Here is an 18,920-nt window from a genome sequence, read left to right as displayed (position 1 = left end):
GGCGACGAGTCTAGTCACGACGTGCGATCTCGCAGCCGTGGGTGGCCCGACCGCGACCTCCGTTGGCCGCGAGCGCCGCGATCCTCGGTAAGAATGTCAATCATGAGTGGCGCGCAGGAGCAGCAGACCGATCCTTACCTCTGGCTCGAGGAGGTCACCGGCGACCGGGCACTGGATTTCGCCCGCGCGCACAACGACGTGGTCGTCGAGCGGTTCGCCACCACGGACCGGTTCAACGAGCTCGAACATCGCATCCTGGACATGCTGGACACCGACACCCGCATCCCGTACCCGACCCGGCGCGCGCAGTGGCTCTACAACTTCTGGCGCGACGCCGAACATCCCAAGGGCCTGTGGCGGCGCACCACCTTCGCCGAATACGCCACGCCCACACCGGATTGGGAGGTGCTGATCGATCTGGACGCGCTGGCCGCGGCCGAGGAGGAGAACTGGGTGTGGGGCGGCGCGGCGGTGCTGCGCCCGAGCCAGTCCCTCGCGTTGATCAGCCTGTCCCGGGGCGGCGCGGATGCCAAGGTGATACGCGAATTCGATATGCGCACCAAGCAGTTTCGGGCGCCCGAGGACGGCGGTTTCCAGCTGCCCGAGGCGAAATCGCAGTTGAGCTGGATCGATGCCGATTCGGTCTATGTCGGAACGGATTTCGGCCCCGATTCGCTGACCGATTCCGGATATCCGCGGATCGCCAAGCGCTGGCGGCGCGGCACCCCGTTGGACGACGCGCAGACCATCCTGGAAGGTGCGGCGAGCGACGTCACGGTATCCGCCGGATACGACCGCACCCCCGGCTATGAACGCCATTTCGTCTCTCGCGCAACGGATTTCTACAACGAGATCTCCTACCTGATCGAGGACGACGGCACCCTGCGCCGCCTGGACACCCCCACCGACGCATCGGTCTCCTGGCACCGCGACTGGCTGCTGCTGCGCCTGAAGACGCCATGGGAGGTGGGCGGACAGACCCATCCGGCGGGCGCGCTGATCATCATCGACCTGAACGAATTCCTGGACGGCGCAAGGAATTTCGACACCCTCTTCACCCCCGACGAGCACACCGCACTGCACGGCTACGGCTGGACCGAACACCATCTGCTGCTGATCACCCTCGAGGATGTGCAGACCAGGCTCTACGTGCTGACCCCGTCGCAGGACGGCTGGACCCGCGAAACCCTCGCCGACGTCCCGCCGATGGCCACCACCAACGTCATGAACCTCGACCCGCTCGACGGCGGCGACGAATTCATGCTCACCTCCAGCGGTTTCACCACACCCGCCACCCTGCTGTCCGGTTCGGTGGGCGGCGCGACCACGCTGCTCAAACAGGAACCCGGCTTCTTCGAGGCCGAGGGCATCGAAACCGAACAGTTCTTCGCGCGGTCCGACGACGGAACGATGGTGCCCTACTTCGTGATTCGGCATCGCGACCGGCGTGGGCAGGCCGGGCCGACGGTGATGTCCGGTTACGGCGGCTTCGAGATCTCCCGCACGCCGGGCTACAACGCGGCCTCCGGAATGGGCTGGCTCGAACGCGGCGGCACCTGGGTGATGACGAATATCCGCGGCGGCGGCGAATACGGGCCGAGTTGGCACACCCAGGCGGTCAAGGAGGGTCGGCACCTGGTCTACGAGGATTTCTCCTCGATCGCGAAAGACCTTGTGGCGCGCGGTATTACGACCGCCCCGCAGCTGGGTGCGGTGGGTGGCAGCAACGGCGGGCTGTTGATGGGCGTCATGCTCACCCGGTATCCGGAACTGTTCGGCGCGATCGTCTGCCAGGTGCCGCTGCTGGATATGCGGCGCTACCACCTGCTGCTCGCCGGAGCCTCCTGGGTCGCAGAATACGGCGATCCGGACAAGCCGCAGGAGTGGGAGTACCTCGGCAAATACTCCCCCTACCAGCACACCGACCCCGATCGCCCATATCCGCCGATCCTGCTCACCACCTCCACCCGCGACGACCGCGTGCACCCCGGTCACGCCCGCAAGATGGCCGCGCTGCTGGAGGAACAGGGCCACACCGTCTGGTACCACGAGAACATCGAGGGCGGTCACGGCGGCGCGGCCGACAACAAGCAGATGGCGTTCCAGGCGGCGTTGATCTACGAGTTCTTCACCCAGACGCTCATGGACGAACAAGCAGATGGCACTGCGCCGGACGGGCGCTGATCCACGAGTTCTTCACCCAGACCCTCATGGACGAACAAGCAAATGGCACTGCGCCGGACGGGCGCTGATCCACGAGTTCTTCACCCAGACCCTCATGGACGAACAAGCAAATGGCACTGCGCCGGACGGGCGCTGATCCACGAGTTCTTCACCCAGACCCTCATGGACTCCTGACGCTCCGCGCGCATCACCGCTCCCGCAGCCAGGTCTCGATTCTGTCGACAGTGCTGCGCGGATCGGTGATCCATCCGTTGTGCCCCAACGGTTTCGGCTCGTGCCACGTGCTCACCGAGGCGTTGGGCAGTTTCTCCAGCAGATGCCCCGCCGAACCGCGCGGGCTCAGGTCGTCCCCCTCGACGGTGATCGACAACACCGGCAGTTTCAGCCGCGCGATGCGTTCCTCGTAGTCGATATCCGCGCCGACGGGCACGAATCGCCCGGTGCGGGCCAGCCGCGCCCAGTCGGAGATCAGTACCTTGGATTGGCGGCCGAACCCACCGGCGGTGATGCGGTCGCCGGGCCAGAAGCCCGCGAGGTTGGCCGTCAGCGAGATCGCGGCCGGGCCCAGCAGCATTCCGGATCGGAAGATACCGCTGTAACCACGGAAATACGGTGTGCCGGAAGCGATCAGGATCAACCCGCCGAGCCGGCCCCGGATCCGCGCCGCGTACATCACCCCGAGTTGCCCACCCATGCTGTGCCCCAACAGAATCGGCGTACTGTCCGGAAACCGGTCCCGCACCACCTCGAAGATCGCCGGAAAATCCACCGATACGAGTTCGTGGTACCCGTACGTACTGTCCGCATCCGGCTTCGGCCGCGAATCCCCGTTCCCGCGCAACTCCCCGATCGCCACATCCACCCCGCGACCGGCCAGTTCCTTCGCGAAATCGCTGTAGAAGATCCCCGGCACCCCGAGCCCGGGAATGATCACCACCACCGCCCGCGGCGCATCCGGCGTGATCGGATGCCGATGCTCGCCCCGCGCCGCGATCAACCGCACCGGCACGGTACTACCATCGGGCACCTGAATCGGAACAGTCTCCATCAGGGCACGCTACCGCGCCCGACAGCTACTTTCGCGATCCTCACCCGATCCCGCGAGCCGACCGTCCGCCCGGCAGCCGCCCACGCGAACGGATGCGCGCGTACTGCCCTGCTTCCCATGATATTTCGGTATCCGATCGAATCCGGCACGCTACCCGATCCGGCCCAGGCAAAGCCCAGCCAGGTACTGAGTGCATCCAGCCCCGGAGCCGCGCGCTCGGTGCCCGCCGATGCGGCAGACATTCACCGCGTCCGGCCACGCTCCGCGAGGCGCCGACCGATTCAGGCGCTGACGGAATCCGGTTCGGCCGGATCGCCTTCCGCGCCCTCGCTGCGCTGCAACAGTTCTCCGAGGCCGGTGCGGGTGGTCACGACGACGATCTGATTGCCTTCGGCGAGTTCGGTATCCGGGGCGGGCTGCCATTCCAGGCCCGCGCCGCCGCTGCGCTGCATGGCGATGACGCGGGTGTGTTCGGGCAGGTCGGCGGTGTCGAGCGGCTTGCCGACCAGGTCCGAACCCGGTTGCACCGGAAGTTCGGCGACCATCAGGGTGGCCGCGCCGACCGAGAGCGTCGCGATCACCCGGCGTTCGCTCATCGCCGCGGCGAAACCGTCGGCGGCGAGCTGGAAGACGCTGCGCACCACGGCTTTACGCAGACTGCGCTGCACCCGGTCGGCGAGGTCGTCGTCGGACAGGCGCAGTACCACGCGCAGATCGTCGCGATAGGACTGACCGAGCATGGCGGCCTCGAGATTCACCGCGTCACTGCTGGTCGCCACCACCAGCGCCTGCGCGCGTGCGACACCGGCCGCGCGCAACGTATCGTCCCAGGTGGCCTGCCCGATCACGACCGGAATCCCCAGCGCGCGGGCCTGCGCCACCCCGCGCGCGTTCTCGTCGTGATCCAGTCCGACCACGCGAACCCCGAGGTCATGGAGCTGTTCCACGACCCGGCGGCCGACATTGCCCAACCCCGCCACGATGACGTGATCGCTGAACCGCGCCGGATCGGGCACCCCGACATCGGACAGTTGCGCCCGCAGCACCCCGCCCACCACCAGCGCGGTCACCACCGGCGTCATCGCCAAGCCCAGGAAGGTGATGCCCAGCTGCACCACCTTGTACATCGTGGTCTTCTCCGGTTCGGGCGCGGCCGACCCCGCCGCGTCCAGCATAGTTTCGTAAACTGCTGCACCCCAACCACTTCCGACCACGACCAGCAGGCAGCAGCCGAGCGCGATCAGCGCGATGATCCCCATCAGCAGCCGAATCAGGTCGTGCCGCACCAGATATCGGATCAGGTTCAACCAGACCCGGCGCGCACCAGGGGAATACGGTTCCCGCCCCGACAACGCCAGCACCCGTCCGCCCGCGGGTACGACGGATGTCAGCGCGATATCCGACCCGACCCCTTCGACGAGCCCGCACACCACCCGATCCGCGGGCGTCTCGGCCGAATTCCCCACGTACAGCGCGCGATCCGCGAGCCGCAGATAGTCGACCGCGCTCTCACTGACCGCCGCCGCGATGAACGAGGGCGCGGCCATCTGCGACATGGACAGCACCACACAGTCCGCGAACAGCGTCCGGATCCGAAACCCCAACCCGGTGTTGAACATTCGGATCACCAGCCGGATCTCCGGATTCAGCTCGTTGGCCCGCAACGCCGCGTGGAAGTTCTCCACATCGGCCTGATCCACCAACGCCAACGCCCGAGCCTCCGCCACCCCCGCCGCCCGCAACGTCTTCTCATCGATCCGCGAAGCACACTGGATCCGAACCCGCTCCAACCGCTCCAACTGCGGAACGTAACTCCCCTCCAGATTCGGCACCACCACCGTCACCGTGGCCCGGGAAAACCGCGTAACCAGCTGCAACGCCAACTGATACACGAGCGGATTATCCCCGCACACAACAAATCCCGGCCCCACCGCACCTTCCTGCCCCGAACTCACACCCCGATGCTAACCGGCCGCACCCCGCCGCACCGGACCTCCATGATCCAACCGGCCGCAATCGACTCCGCCGACACCGTGCTACAACACCGATTCACACACGGAGACAACCCCGCACCGCTTCTGCCGAGCTCGCGACCCGATAAGCAAGCAGGCCTTCACTTCGCCCAATCCCACAGCGACACAACCACTTCCACCCAGCGCCGTCGAACACCGGAAGCAATGTTCGCGGCCCGGTGCGTCTCAGGGGGCCGCGAGCTACAGCTCAAGCGCCCACCGCGCCGATGATGATCCTGCGTAACACCCGAATGATGTCGTCCAGGCTGGGCCGGGGGTCGGTGCCGCTCCACGCGTCGACGACGTAGTTGACCGCGCCGATGATGGCCAGCATCCGCATCTCGTAATCGCCCGTGGGGATTTCGCCGTGCAGCGCGGCGTCTTCGGCGGCGCCGGCCAGTAGCGCACCCCAGGTGCGCCGCAATTCCAGCCGGAACTTCTCCACCTTCGGGCCCGCGCCGACCACTTCGACCAATGCCACGCGGGCCTTGCGCGGATCGCGGCCGACGGCCTCGATATACGCGCGCACGCAGGCGTCGATCACCTTGACGGCCGGTTCTTCGGCATGGTCGGCCAATGCGGCGGCGACCGCGTCGCGTGATTGCCGGTCGATCTGTTCGTAGAGCTCGAGTAGCAGCGATTCGCGGCCGGTGAACTCCTCGTAGAACTGTCGCGAGGAGAGACCGGCGTCTTTGCAGATCGCTCCGACCGAACTATTCGCGTACCCGTCTCTGGCGAACACCGTCAATCCGGATTCCAGAAAACGCGCACGTCGTTGTCGCTGCCGGTCTTCTACGGGCTGCCCGGCGTACATCCTGCCCGCATTCGTCTCCTGTGACATTGCGCCAGACAATACAGAAAGGCCCGATCCCCTCGTCATGGATCGGGCCCTTCGTTTTCACCTTCGGCCAACCGAGCATTAGCCGAAAGTTGGCTGTATAACCGGTATTACCGATGACCTACCGCATCGGGCCGGTGACCAACCGTTAGCCGACTCGAAGCTTTCCGAGCAGCCCTGGCAATCATAACCGTTTTATAGGATTTTTCTAGAGTTAATTTGAACCGTCTCAATGAACGCACGTCGAACCGCCCGCCATTCCGGGAAAACATCCGGGACGACCCAGTCCACACATCGGCGCCGCCCCGATACTCGTTACACCCGAAATCTGACACCGGTTCCAGCGCGACGCCCGACAGCCCTTCCCGCACAACGACGGAGGGCCGCGAACGGCATTCCGTCCACGGCCCTGCCACGCGCCTGGGCTCAGGCGGTGAGTTGCTCCCGCTGGAGTTCCAGCGCGATATCGATCAACTGATCCTCCTGCCCACCGACGAGCTTGCGCTGCCCGGCCCGCACCAGCATCTCCGCCGCGGAAACCCCGTACCGCTCGGCCTGGCGCTCGGCGTGCTTGAGGAAACTCGAGTACACCCCGGCGTATCCCATCATCAGCGCCTGCCGATCGAGCAGACACTCCTGCGGCATAGCAGGACGCACCACATCCTCGGCCGCGTCGGCGATCGCGAAGAAGTCGATCCCGGTCTTGATCCCGATCTTGTCCGCGACCCCGATGAACGCCTCGACCGGAGTGTTCCCGGCCCCCGCGCCGAACCGCCGCGCACTCCCGTCGATCTGCTTGGCCCCCGCGCGCACCGCGTAGATCGAATTCGCCACGGCCAGATCGAGATTCTCGTGCCCGTGGAACCCGACCTGCGCGTCGTCACCGAGCTCGGCCACCAGCGCGGAGATCCGATCGGACACCTGATCCAGCACCAGCGCGCCCGCCGAATCCACGACGTACACGCACTGACATCCGGCGTCAGCCATGATCCGCGCCTGTTCGGCGAGCACCTCCGGCGGCTGCGAGTGCGACATCATCAGGAACCCCACGGTCTCGAGGCCCAGATCCCGCGCGTACCCGAAGTGCTGGATGGACACATCGGCCTCGGTGCAGTGCGTGGCGATGCGCACGATCGACGCGCCGTTGTCCTGCGAGATCTTGATGTCCTCCTTGACGCCCACCCCGGGCAGCATGAGCACCGCGATCTTGGCCCGCTTCGCGGTCTGCGCCGCGATCGTCACCAGTTCCTGCTCGGGGGTTCTGGAGAATCCGTAGTTGAACGAGGAGCCGCCGAGGCCGTCGCCGTGCGTCACCTCGATCACCGGAATCCCCGAATTGTCCAGCGCCGCAACGATATCGCGCACCTCGGTGGCGGTGAACTGGTGTCGCTTGTGGTGCGACCCGTCCCGCAGCGAGGTATCGGTGACGCGAACGTCCAACTCCTGCGAATAGGGCTGCTTCACGTAAGTCATGACGATGCTCCCTTCTACACCCGGGCCGAGATGATCTGATCGGCGACGACCTCGCCGACCCGCGTCGCGGCGGCGGTCATGATGTCCAGATTGCCCGCGTACGGCGGCAGGAAATCGCCCGCGCCCTCCACCTCCACGAACACCGAAACCTTCGCCATCCCACCGGATATCACGCTCGGCTCGTCGTACTGCGGTTCGTTGAGCAACCGGTATCCCGGCACGTACTGCTGGATGTCCGCGACCATCCGGTGGATGGATACGGTGATCGCGGCGGTGTCGGCGTCCTCGGGAATCGCGGCGAAGATGGTGTCGCGCATGATCATCGGCGGTTCGGCCGGATTCAGGATGATGATCGCCTTACCGCGCTTCGCCCCGCCGATGGTCTCCACGCCCTTGGACGTGGTCTTGGTGAACTCGTCGATGTTGGCGCGGGTGCCGGGCCCGGCCGACACCGAGGACACCGACGCCACGATCTCCGCGTAGGGCACCTCGACCACCCGCGAGACCGCGGCGACGATCGGAATCGTCGCCTGCCCGCCGCAGGTGATCATGTTGACGTTGGGTGTATCCAGATTCGCGTCCAGGTTCACCGGCGGCACCACCGCCGGACCCACCGCGGCGGGCGTCAGGTCGATCGCGCGGATCCCGGCCGCGGCGTACTTCGGCGCGTACTCCCGATGCACGTAGGCCGAGGTCGCCTCGAACAGCATGTCCGGCTTCTCCGGCAGCCCCAGCAGCCAGTCCGCGCCCTCGTGCGAGGTCTCCAGCCCCAGCCCGGCCGCGCGCTTCAAACCCTCACTGTCCGGGTCGATTCCGATCATCCAGCGCGGTTCGATCCGGTCGGACCGCAGCAGTTTGTACAGCAGATCGGTGCTGATGTTGCCGGACCCGACGATGGCTGCCGTGACCTTCTTCCCGGCATTCCCGTTGTCACTCACTCGAAATCTCCTCGGTGCAAACGCAGACGGACAGCGCCGAGTCCGTCGAACTCGGCATGGCACTCATCCCCCGGCCGGGCACGAATCCGACCTCCACCTCGACCCTCGGACAGAGATATTTCGAGGTGTCCACAGGTGTGTTCTCGAACACTTCCAACTCGCCGAGCAGGTGGCCGTAGTCGGGTTCGTCGACGCCCATCAACTGCCGCATGGCCGCCCAGGAGAGCCCGTCGGACAGCACGCTGGTTCCTTCCGCCGGGGCCCGGCCCGGAAACTGGAACGAGTTTTCCTGCGAAAACCCAGCCCAGCAGTCCCATCTGCCAGACCAATATAGACCAAACGTAGTCTGATTCTATAACGTGTTCTACATGACTGATCGGGAATACGACGTGGTGGTGGTCGGCAGCGGTGCCGCCGGTATGACAGCCGCACTCACCGCGGCGCATCACGGCCTGCGCGTGGTGCTCATCGAGAAGGCCGCGCACTACGGCGGGAACACCGCGCGCAGCGGAGGCGGTGTGTGGGTCCCGGGCAACAAGGCGTTGCGGGCCTCGGGCCGCCCCGACGACCGCGAGGACGCGCGCACCTACCTGCACGCGATCATCGGCGACGGCGCGCCCGCCGAGCGGATCGACACCTACATCGACCGCGGCGCGGAGGCGTTCGACTTCGTGCTCGACCACACGCCGTTGCAGATGCGGTGGGTGCCGAACTACTCCGACTACTACCCCGAAGCCCCCGGCGGCCGTTCCTCGGGACGTTCGTGCGAACCCAAGCCGTTCAACGCCAAGATCCTCGGCGAGGAGCGGTTCAACCTGGAACCCCCGTACGCGAAGGCTCCGCTGAACGTCGTGGTCACCCAGGCCGACTTCGTCAAACTGAACCTGATCCGGCGTCATCCGCGCGGCATTCTGACCGCGATGCGCGTCGGCGCGCGCACCTATCTCGCGAAGTGGACCGGCAAGCACCTGCTCGGCATGGGTCAGGCGCTGATCGCCGCCATCCGCAAGGGCCTGCTGGACGCGAACGTGCCGCTGCTGCTGAACACCCCGATGACCGGCCTGGTCGTCGAGGACGGGCGCGTGGTCGGGGTCGAGGCGACGCAGAACGGCGAGCCCGTCACCTTCCGCGCGAAGTACGGCGTCGTGCTCGGTTCGGGCGGTTTCGAGCACAACGAACAGATGCGCCACAAGTACCAGCGTGAGCCCATCGGCACCGAGTGGACAACGGGTGCGACCGGAAATACCGGTGACGGCATCGTCGCGGGCATGGCCGTGGGCGCGAACATCGACGTCATGGAGGATTCCTGGTGGGGTCCGACGCTGTTCAAGGGTGGTAAACCGTGGTTCGCGCTGGCCGAGCGGAATCTGCCGGGCAGCATCATGGTCGACGCGGCGGGTAAGCGTTTCGGTAACGAGTCCGCTCCTTACGTCGAGGCCGTGCACACCATGTACGGCGGCAGGTACGGACAGGGCGAGGGTCCGGGCGAGCACGTGCCCGCGTGGCTGGTGTTCGACCAGCGCTACCGGAACCGCTACATTTTCGCGGGTCTGCAACCGGGACAGCGGATTCCGTCCCGCTGGATGGAAAACGACCTGATCGTCAAGGCCGACACCCTCGCGGAGTTGGCGGGGAAGATCGGTGTTCCCGAGGACGCGCTGGCGGCGACCGTCGAGCGGTTCAACGGCTTCGCCGAGACCGGTAAGGACGAGGACTTCGGCCGCGGCGACAGCGCGTACGACCGGTACTACGGCGATCCGACCGTGAAGCCGAACCCGAGCCTGGCCGGGCTGGTGCAGGGGCCGTTCTACGCGGCCAAGATGGTGCCCGGCGATCTGGGCACCAAGGGTGGGCTGGTCACCGACGTGTCCGGGCGGGTGCTGCGCGAGGACGAGAGCGTCATCGACGGGCTGTACGCCTCGGGTAACTGCTCGGCTCCGGTGATGGGTCACACCTACGCCGGTCCCGGCGCGACCATCGGGCCCGCGATCACGTTCGGTTATCTTGCGATCAAGGACATCGTCGACCGGGTGAAGCCCGCCGCCGCGAAGTAGCCGTCGACGGTTGGCCCACACATCGAATACATTGCGGGCCAACCGTTCCCGCGTACGCCGTCGCCGGACACGGGCCCGGCAGCACTCGTCTAGGAGCACAACACATGCCGATTGATCCGAAAGTCGCTCTCGGAGCGGCACTTACGCCGCAGGAGTTCGCCTGGACCCCTTCGGATGTGCAGCTGTACCACCTCGGTCTGAGCGCGGGTGCGCGCTGGACCGATCCGGGTGAGCTGCGTTATCTGGACGACCGCGCACCGCAGGTGCTGCCGACGTTCGCGACGGTCGCGCCGACCATGCGCGTCACCGAGCCGCCGCGGGTGAGCTTCCCGGGCGTGGAGATCGACCTGGCCAAGGTGGTGCACGCCAGTCAGGAAGTGGTGCTGCACCGGCCGATTCCGGCGGCGGGCAAGGCGTCCAGCACCGGGCACATCACCGAGGTGTGGGACAAGGGCTCCGCGGCGGTGGTCGCGCACGAGACCGAGGTGACCGGTTCGGACGGGGAATTGCTGTGGACCGCCAAGTCGTCCATCTTCGCCAAGGGTGAGGGCGGCTTCGGCGGCGAACGCGGACCGAGCAGCAAGATCGAATTGCCGGACCGGGCACCGGATTTCAATGTGACCACCCCCACCCTGCCGCAGCAGGCCCTGCTCTACCGCATGTGCGGCGACCGCAACCCGCTGCACTCGGACCCCGAATTCGCCCGCGCCGCAGGCTTTCCCAACCCGATCCTGCACGGACTGTGCAGCTACGGCCTGGTCTGCAAGACCGCCGCGGACACCGTCCTGGACTCCGACACCAGCCGGATCACCGGATTCCGAGCACGTTTCGCCGGTGTGCTGTACCCCGGGGAAACAATCCGGTCCCGAATGTGGTTGGAAACAAATGAACTTGTCATCGCGGCCACAGTGGTGGACCGTGAAGAAGCACCGGTTCTCAGCGACGTCCGCCTGACCTTCACGTCGTAGAACCGCCCGAACTCCGCCGCCCCGGCGCTGGAGAAGACCCGCAACGGTCCCTCATCCCGCTGCGGTCTTCGGCCCGCCGGGGCGGCGGACGCCATTTTCGGGGGCCGGATCGATGAGGGCGGACGCCGAAGCCGGGGCTCAGCGGCGGCCGGGATGGATGAGGGCTTCTTCGACGGTGACGTAGTTGCCGGTTGCGTGGTCGGCTGAGCCCAGGGCGATGTCGACGAGGGCTCGGGTCGAGTGGGCGATCGGGGTGAGGCCGCCGGATTCGCGAAGGTCGGTGGCCCAGGCGAGGATTCGGTCCTCCCACGGGTTGCCGGTGTGGCCGCGGTCGAAGTGGGCTCGGGTGATGCCGATGTCGACCAGGCCGGGATCGAATGCGAGCGTGGTGATTTCGGTGCCGCGGAGTTCGGCGGCGAGGTTGGTGGTCAGGGAGATGATCGCGGCCTTGGAGACCGAGTAGGCGGCGGCGTGCGGCCAGCGGGTGCGGCCCGCCTCGCTGACGATGTTGATCACCCTGGCGCGTCCGGACATTCGGGGGAGCACGGCCCGGGTGGCGGCGAGGGTGCCGCGCAGGTTGACCTCCATCGTGTGCCACCAGTCGGATTCGTCGACCTGCCACAGTTTGCCGGTGGGGCCGGGGATTCCGGCGTTGTTGACCAGGACATCGATGGTGTCGAGGGCGTCCACGGCGGCGGTGAGGGCGGCGGGGTCGAGGAGGTCGGCGACCACGTAATCGGCTGTGCCGCCGGCGTCCCGGATGCGTTTGGTGGTGTCCAGGAGTCCGGCTTCGTCGCGGCCGAGCACCGTCACGGCGGCACCGGCGGCGGCGAGCGCGTCGGCGAATGCCCTGCCGAGGCCGCGACTTCCGCCGGTGACGAGAACGTTGATCGGTTGTGGGACTTGGGGTTTGCCCGTTGACGAACGTGGGATCGCGCTGACCCGTTCGATCATGCGGATGCGTTGGGCAGGGGCGACGCGTTCGCTCACGTGGCGTACGAGATCGGCCAGCGGGACGTTCTCGTCGAGTACGACGTGCGCGCGCGGCAGCTCTCCCGCGACCGGGTCGGGCACCCCGCTGACCTTGGCCTCCCTTACGGCAGGATGGGTGAGCAGCACCTCCTCGAGCACGGCCGGGGAAACCTGATGGCCCTTGTACTTGATCATCGCCTTGAGCCGACCGACGATCCGGACGAAGCCGTCCGCATCCTGGGTGATCAGATCGCCGGTGCGCAGGAAGCCGTCCTCGGTCCGCACCATCGACGGATCGTCCCCGGCGGGCACCACCTGTGGACCGCGCACCCACAATTCGCCGGACCCGCCCATCGTGACCGCCTGCCCGGTGTCCGTGTCGATGATGCGAATCTCCGTGCCGGGCACCGGAATTCCCACCGAACCGGCCGGAACCTCCCGATCATCCGGACTGAAGAACAGGCACCCGGCCTCGGTCATCCCGAACCCCTGCACCACCGGAACGCCCAGCCGCTCCGCCGCGTCCCGCGCCACCGAATCCGGCAGCGGCGCACCCCCGGAAACCACCCGCCGCAACGCCGGATACCCACCGGTCACCGGTTCGCGTCCGATCTCGGCCAGCACACTGGGCACCAGGTAGGCCAGCGTCACCCGGTGTGCCCGCAGCGTATCCAGCAGCTCCGGAATGGACAGCGGCGTCGCCGGAAGCACCAGCGTGCCCCCGGCGCGCAACACCGGATTCAACGCCATCTGCATCCCGTAGATATGCCGCAGCGGCGGCACCACCGCCACCGCCTCCCCCGCCTCGACCCGATGCACCGCGTGGATCTGCGCCAGGTTCGCGACGAGGTTGTGGTGAGTTACGGTGATACGCTTCGGCTTTCCGGCGCTTCCGCTGGAGGAGAGCGCGACGGCGGCTCGTTCCCCACCCGTGAACGTCGGCAACTCGCCTTCGGTCCGTAACGCTTCATCCCACGGAATAGCCTCTCCCGCAGCAGTATCCGAATCGGCGACCGTATTCACGCCTGCATCGGCACAGCCATCGGCATCGACACTGGTAGTCGCTTCGGCTTCGGCTTCGGCTTCGGCTTCGGCTTCGGCTTCGGCTTCGGCTTCGGCTTCGGCTTCGGCTTCGGCTTCGGCTTCGGCTTCGGCTTCGGCTTCGGCTTCGGCTTCGGCTTCGGCTTCGATGATTATCGTATGTTCCTGCGCCACATCACAATCCGAGACCGCAAGCCGTGACTCCCGGACCAACGCCGCAGCCCCTTCGAGCAACCCCACCCACCGCTGCGGATCCCGGGGATCCAACGGCAACACCACCCCGCCCGCGGCCAGCACCCCGAAATACGCGACAACGAACTCGATACTGTTCTCGGTCAACACCCCCACAGCCCGATCCGCAACACCGATCCGCCCGAGACACGCCCCCAATCCCCTTACCGCCGAACGCAGTTCACCATAGGTCAGCTCCCGCCGCTCCCCACGGGTGTAATCGATGACAGCAACGTCATCCGGATCGCCTCCCGCCCCGAGGACATAGTCCCCCACAGCGACATCCCCCGGATCAGTGAACGTGTACATCAGTGACTCCTAAAGGCAGCGACTCCGCGTCGACCGATACCCGGTAGCCGACGGCCGTCCATAACGAATCGACCATCGGCCCGAGCACGCGGTCACCGACCGGGACACCGATCGGCGGCAGACGTGTCATCGATTTCTATACTCGGACAAGGACTTTGGTAGCTTGCCGATCAGCCATCAGCTGGTACCCCCGAGCGGCGTCGGCCAGGGGAACGGTCGCCTCGAAGATCGGCGACGGGTCGAGCCGACCGGCCAGAACTTCGTCGAGGAGCTCGGGAAGGTAGCGGCGGGCCGGGGTCAGACCGCCACTGACGGTGATATTGCGCAGGAAGCACCCCATCAGATCGATGCCGCCGTGCGGACCACCGACCAGGCTCAAGGCCCCGCCATCGGCGCAGATCGCGAAAGCGGTGTCCAACGCCTCCTGCTCCCCGACCGCATCCACGACCAGATCAGCACCGGCCCCGCCCGTGGCCTCGAGCACCTGCGCGGCAGCCTCGCCCTCGCGAACGGTCACGATTTCCGTTGCGCCGAAAGACTTCCCGATCCGCAACCGATCCTCGTGCCGCCCGAGCAACAGAATCCGCTCGACCCCGGCCGCCCGCGCCGCCAGCACCGCACACAGCCCGACCGCACCGTCCCCCACCACCGCGACCACCCCGGGCACACCCCGCCCCGGCCCCGCGATCGCGTGATGCCCGGTGGCCATCACATCCGCGAGGCTCAACACCGCCGGAATCCGCTCATCGGTCACATCCACCGGCACCGGCACCAACGTCCCGTCCGCGAACGGCACCCGCACCGCCTCGGCCTGCGCACCCCCGGCCGCCACGGCCCACATCCCACCCGCCCGGCACGACGTCGGCACCCCGCGCACACACTGCACACACACCCCATCGGCGAACATGAACGGCGCGACCACCACCTCCCCCCGCCGCAACGTCACCACATCCGCCCCGAAATCCTCTACGACACCGACGAATTCATGCCCGCAAGCAGGCCCCATCACCGGCCCCGGCCGCCCCGCGAACGCCCGGATGTCCGTCCCGCAAACCCCGGCCGCGATCACCCGCACCACCGCATCGGTCGACTCCCGCACCCCGGCATCCTCGACCTCCCCGACAACAATCTCACCGGGCGCGTTCAGCAGTACAGCTCTCATAGACTTTCCTAACGAAAACACCTGCGCGACAGCACTTCCGTGCGCCCGACAGGCAACTACACCGACCCCGATCGAAGGTCGGCAAGCATATATCCGGTCCCACAGGACAATTCCGCAAATATCGAATGTCCCGACCGCGGCGGTCATGTCGGCCACCACCGAATTTCCGCCGCAGCTCGACAGTCGCCCCCGACGCCTGGACGACCCGCTCACACGACAACGCCGAGTACCTCACCCGAGGGTGAACGCGGACCGCTCGCGCGACAACGCCGCCCCGCTCACTCGCGCTGATGTCGCCGTATGCATTCAGCACCGTTCACCGACCGGGTGTGCTTGCGGGCCAGCGCTATAACGCCGGGTCTCGAAAACAGCGCCGAACACGAGGAACGGCCGACCGAACACGTTCAGCATCGGCCTATCACTCGAGAAAGCCTGCGGGCCTGTGCAATTAGGTCGAATCCCGGAAACAGCACCGAACACACCCGACGTTCGACGAAGCCCTCGCACGGCAACGTCGACCATCTCACTCACGCCGAGTGTGTTCCGCACAGTCCCACCGATCAAGAAAGCTTGCGTGCCAGGGTGATTCCGTCGGCGACCGGGAGCAGCACCGATTCGACGCGCGGGTCGGCCAGCACGTGGTCGTTGAATTCCCGTATGGCAGCGGCATTTCCGGTGGCGTCGGGGGATACCGCTTCGCCCGCGTAGAGCACGTTGTCGGCGATCAGCAGCCCGCCGGGGCGCACGCGCGGCACCAGCAGCTCCCAGTATCCGATGTAACCGACCTTGTCCGCGTCGATGAAGACCAGGTCCGCGAAGGGGTCTTCCGGCAGCGTCGCGATGGTTTCCGACGCGGCCCCGATCAACCGGCGAATCCGCTGGTCGACGCCCGCTTCCTGCCAGGCGCGGTCGGCGATCTCGGACCACTGCTCGCTGATGTCGCAGGTGATCACCTCGCCCTCGACGCCGACGCCCTCGGCCAGCGCGAGGGTCGAATAGCCGGTGAAGGTGCCGACCTCGATTGCCGTGCGAGCGTTCAGCAAACGGGCGAGCAGGGTCAGCAGCACACCCTGTTCCGGCGGGATCTGCATCTCGGCCGGTCCGCCCAGTGCGGCGGTCTCCTCGATGAGCCGCTGCTGCACCGTCGTCAGCGGGCCGACCTGCGCCCGCACGTAGGCGGCGAGTTCGGGCGTCGCGGCGAACATCTTGTCCGTATAAGGCTGTGACGCTTCAGATGTGGTCATTGTCGGAACTCCCGTCGAAGAGCAGCGGTTCGCCGAGCCGCAGCGGCGTGGCGATATGGTCGGCGAGCTCGAGCCCGAACTCGTCGGTGGCGGCGTGGCCGTAGACGGCCCGCACCGGATTCGCGGCCAGATCCGCCAGCACCGCCTCGGCGCGCGCACGCGACTGTGTGGCGAACCGGTGGCGGCAGATCGGCCCGCGTTCGGTCCGGAAGAAGGCGTCCATCGTGTCGCTCTCGCCCGAGGTCACCTTCTGCCGCAGGTCCCGTCCGGAATCCTGGAGCAGCGACCGCCCCTCGGGCACCAGCCGCGCTGCAACCTTGATGTGCACCTTGCGATTTCGCCGCACCGCGGCCGCCAGCGGCGAATCCGGCGGCACGGTCAAACGCGACTGCAATTCCCGCACCCGGTTGAAATCACGCGCCCAGGTGCCGCTCATCGCCGGATCGGCGGCGTACATCCGCGGCCGCAGCACCCGCACGTACGCCTCGGGCGTACAACTGCCCGAATACAGCAGCAACGCCGAATAGGAGTCGTACAGCGCGGCCAGCCTGGGCTGGGTCAGCTCGTCGTCGGCCGCCAGCGCGGCGAGCATCAGCCGCCAGATGCCGAATACCACATGATGTCCCAGCAACCAGCGATACCACGCCACGGTGTTCGCGTCGTTGTGCAGACAGACCGGCGGATCCGCCACCGGCCGACATCCCGCACACGACTCGAAATCATCAGTGGGATAAGGCAATCGCAGCAGACCCAGCTCGATGTCGTGCACCGGACCGGGTAACCGGGTCGACGCGGTCATACCGCACTCTCCCGCGCGCCCGCACTCTCCCGCTCGACGAATTCGTCGAGAATGTCTGCGGCCAACCGGATTTCGCCGTCCAACGCGCGATCCACCTCGATCGGCGGAACGGCCTCGATCAACGCCTCCGCCAACGCCACACACCGGGGCGCGGTCGGAACCCGTTGTCCCACATGGATCGCCTGCCGCAACGCCACCGCCAATGCCCCGTGCAGCAGCCGCAGTTTCCCGCTCTGCTCGTACGCGGTCAACGCCGCCTGCGTCCCGAACGGCACGACATCCTGATTGTGCATATTCGTCGGCACGGACTGCATTCCGGCCGGAACACAAGCCCGCCGCATCGCCACCACGGTCGAGGTCGACAGCACCTGCAACCCCTGCACCGCGTGCTGCCGCCCCGGCTCGGGCGACAACATCGGCGTCCGCCCGCCGTTGCGATGCGGATCCACCAGCAGATCCACCTGACGTTCGGCCAGATTGCCGACCTGGGTGAGCACGATGGACAGCAGATCCCCCGCGAACGCCGCAGGCTGCCCGAAGAAGTTCCCGCCGTGCGCGATCAGATCCTCGTCGGGGAAGAACAGCGGATTGTCGCTGACGCCGTTGAGATCTCGCGTCACCGTGCGCGTCGCCCAGTCCAGCGCCGCACTCGCCGCGCCGAGCAGCTGCGGGGTGCACCGAATGCTGTAGGGCTCCTGCAAGGGTCGCCCCTCCTCGGGCACCACACCCGCCAGGCGCGCGGCCAGATCCGCACCGACCGCCGTGACTTCCGGATGCCCGTACGCCGCGAGCAACGCGGGTTCCAGGAACGCCGGGGTGCACCCGAGCACATCGGCCAGCAGCGCCACCAGCGCGGACGCCGCCCGCAACGACCGCGCCGCCGACACCGCCGCCAGCCCGCACAGCGCCGTGGTCACCGAGGTCCCGTTGACCAGCCCCAGCGCGTCGCGCCCGTCCAGCTCCAGCGGCTCGAGTCCGGCCCGCCGCAACGCGACGTCGGCGGGCATCCGCTCCTCGCCGATATACGCGAATCCGTTGCCGCGCAACGCTTGTACCGCATGCGCGAGCGGCACCAGATCCCCACTGGCACCGACCGAACCCAGCACCGGGATGGCCGGGGCGAAGTCGGTGGCGAGCATCGCGCGCAACCCGTCGACCACGGTGTCGGCGACACCGGAGAGCCCACGCGACAGCGACGTAAGCCGGGCCAACATCGCCGCGCGTGCCACGGCGGGCGGCAGGTCCGGGCCCTGCCCGACGGTCAGATGCTGCAGGACGTTGTCGCACTGATCGGCCGCGGTCGCCCGGCCCTCGAAGAGCACCAGCGGCCCGAATCCGGTGGTCGAGCCGTAAACCGCACGGCCGGTACCGATTTCGCTGCGCACGAAGTCCTGTCCGCGCTTCACCGCGGCGGCCGCGTCGGCGGAGATCTCGATATCGAGCGGGCCCGCGGCCGACTCCAGATCACGCAGTGTCGAAGGTGACCCCAGCACCAGCCGGGCGGGGTCGGTGGATGGCTTCATCGTTCCTCGTCTCGTACCCGAAATACACCCGAGCGGACCTGGCCGGGTGTTGGAAGAATGTCGAAATACATTGGAGCGCTGAACTATTCGCATCCTCGCTGATGCCCACGCAATCTACTTCGCG

The 18,920-nt window shown here is 67.0% G+C and carries 14 protein-coding genes; 3 read left to right on the top strand and 11 right to left on the bottom strand.

Annotated elements, in window-relative coordinates; genetic code table 11:
• Window positions 1-102: 102 nt before the first annotated feature.
• Window positions 103-2,184, top strand: a complete 2,082-nt coding sequence (locus NRB20_RS05800; protein ID WP_406603784.1) for a prolyl oligopeptidase family serine peptidase — start codon at window positions 103-105, stop codon at window positions 2,182-2,184.
• A gap of 187 nt (window positions 2,185-2,371) precedes the next feature.
• Here the strand turns inward: NRB20_RS05800 and NRB20_RS05795 are convergent, their stop codons facing one another.
• From NRB20_RS05795 to NRB20_RS39500, 6 genes are all read right to left on the bottom strand, one after another.
• Window positions 2,372-3,232 carry an alpha/beta hydrolase family protein gene (locus NRB20_RS05795; protein WP_153408182.1) on the bottom strand — a complete coding sequence of 287 codons (861 nt, stop codon included), beginning with the start codon at window positions 3,230-3,232 and terminating at the stop codon, window positions 2,372-2,374.
• A gap of 281 nt (window positions 3,233-3,513) precedes the next feature.
• Window positions 3,514-5,187, bottom strand: coding sequence for an NAD-binding protein (locus NRB20_RS05790; protein ID WP_153408180.1), 1,674 nt, complete (start codon window positions 5,185-5,187; stop codon window positions 3,514-3,516).
• A gap of 265 nt (window positions 5,188-5,452) precedes the next feature.
• Entirely contained in the window at window positions 5,453-6,085 is a 633-nt protein-coding gene (locus NRB20_RS05785; protein ID WP_227833225.1) for a TetR/AcrR family transcriptional regulator, read from the bottom strand.
• Between the two features lie 423 nt (window positions 6,086-6,508).
• Window positions 6,509-7,555, bottom strand: coding sequence for a 4-hydroxy-2-oxovalerate aldolase (gene dmpG, locus NRB20_RS05780; protein WP_153408178.1), 1,047 nt, complete (start codon window positions 7,553-7,555; stop codon window positions 6,509-6,511).
• A gap of 14 nt (window positions 7,556-7,569) precedes the next feature.
• Window positions 7,570-8,493 (bottom strand): acetaldehyde dehydrogenase (acetylating), encoded by a 924-nt coding sequence (locus tag NRB20_RS05775; protein ID WP_319944516.1) that lies wholly within the window; start codon window positions 8,491-8,493, stop codon window positions 7,570-7,572.
• Entirely contained in the window at window positions 8,486-8,734 is a 249-nt protein-coding gene (locus NRB20_RS39500) for a hypothetical protein (protein ID WP_406603783.1), read from the bottom strand. Before NRB20_RS39500 ends, NRB20_RS05775 begins: the two co-directional genes overlap by 8 nt.
• A gap of 127 nt (window positions 8,735-8,861) precedes the next feature.
• Here NRB20_RS39500 and kstD point away from each other — a divergent pair, with 127 nt between their 5' ends.
• Complete coding sequence (gene kstD / locus NRB20_RS05765) at window positions 8,862-10,547, top strand: 3-oxosteroid 1-dehydrogenase (protein ID WP_153408176.1); 1,686 nt, start codon at window positions 8,862-8,864, stop codon at window positions 10,545-10,547.
• A 104-nt stretch (window positions 10,548-10,651) separates the two neighbouring features.
• Window positions 10,652-11,515 carry a MaoC family dehydratase gene (locus NRB20_RS05760; protein WP_153408175.1) on the top strand — a complete coding sequence of 288 codons (864 nt, stop codon included), beginning with the start codon at window positions 10,652-10,654 and terminating at the stop codon, window positions 11,513-11,515.
• Window positions 11,516-11,653: 138 nt separating this feature from the next.
• On the opposite strand, the gene NRB20_RS05755 is transcribed toward NRB20_RS05760, so the two are convergent.
• From NRB20_RS05755 to NRB20_RS05735, 5 genes are all read right to left on the bottom strand, one after another.
• The gene (locus tag NRB20_RS05755) at window positions 11,654-14,068 is read right to left on the bottom strand and encodes an SDR family NAD(P)-dependent oxidoreductase (RefSeq protein ID WP_153408173.1); all 2,415 of its coding nucleotides are present in this window, start codon (window positions 14,066-14,068) and stop codon (window positions 11,654-11,656) included.
• A gap of 136 nt (window positions 14,069-14,204) precedes the next feature.
• Window positions 14,205-15,230, bottom strand: coding sequence for a zinc-binding dehydrogenase (locus tag NRB20_RS05750; protein ID WP_153408171.1), 1,026 nt, complete (start codon window positions 15,228-15,230; stop codon window positions 14,205-14,207).
• A gap of 560 nt (window positions 15,231-15,790) precedes the next feature.
• Window positions 15,791-16,474 (bottom strand): O-methyltransferase, encoded by a 684-nt coding sequence (locus NRB20_RS05745; protein ID WP_153408169.1) that lies wholly within the window; start codon window positions 16,472-16,474, stop codon window positions 15,791-15,793.
• Window positions 16,461-17,273 (bottom strand): L-tyrosine 3-hydroxylase, encoded by an 813-nt coding sequence (locus NRB20_RS05740; protein WP_194289737.1) that lies wholly within the window; start codon window positions 17,271-17,273, stop codon window positions 16,461-16,463. The genes NRB20_RS05745 and NRB20_RS05740 overlap by 14 nt, the downstream gene beginning before the upstream one ends.
• The gene (locus NRB20_RS05735) at window positions 17,270-18,796 is read right to left on the bottom strand and encodes an aromatic amino acid ammonia-lyase (protein ID WP_194289736.1); all 1,527 of its coding nucleotides are present in this window, start codon (window positions 18,794-18,796) and stop codon (window positions 17,270-17,272) included. Before NRB20_RS05735 ends, NRB20_RS05740 begins: the two co-directional genes overlap by 4 nt.
• Window positions 18,797-18,920: the final 124 nt, after the last annotated feature.

Source organism: Nocardia macrotermitis (genome assembly GCF_009604405.1).
In the GTDB taxonomy this organism is placed as follows: domain Bacteria; phylum Actinomycetota; class Actinomycetes; order Mycobacteriales; family Mycobacteriaceae; genus Nocardia; species Nocardia macrotermitis.
This window is presented reverse-complemented; position numbering and strand designations above follow the sequence as displayed.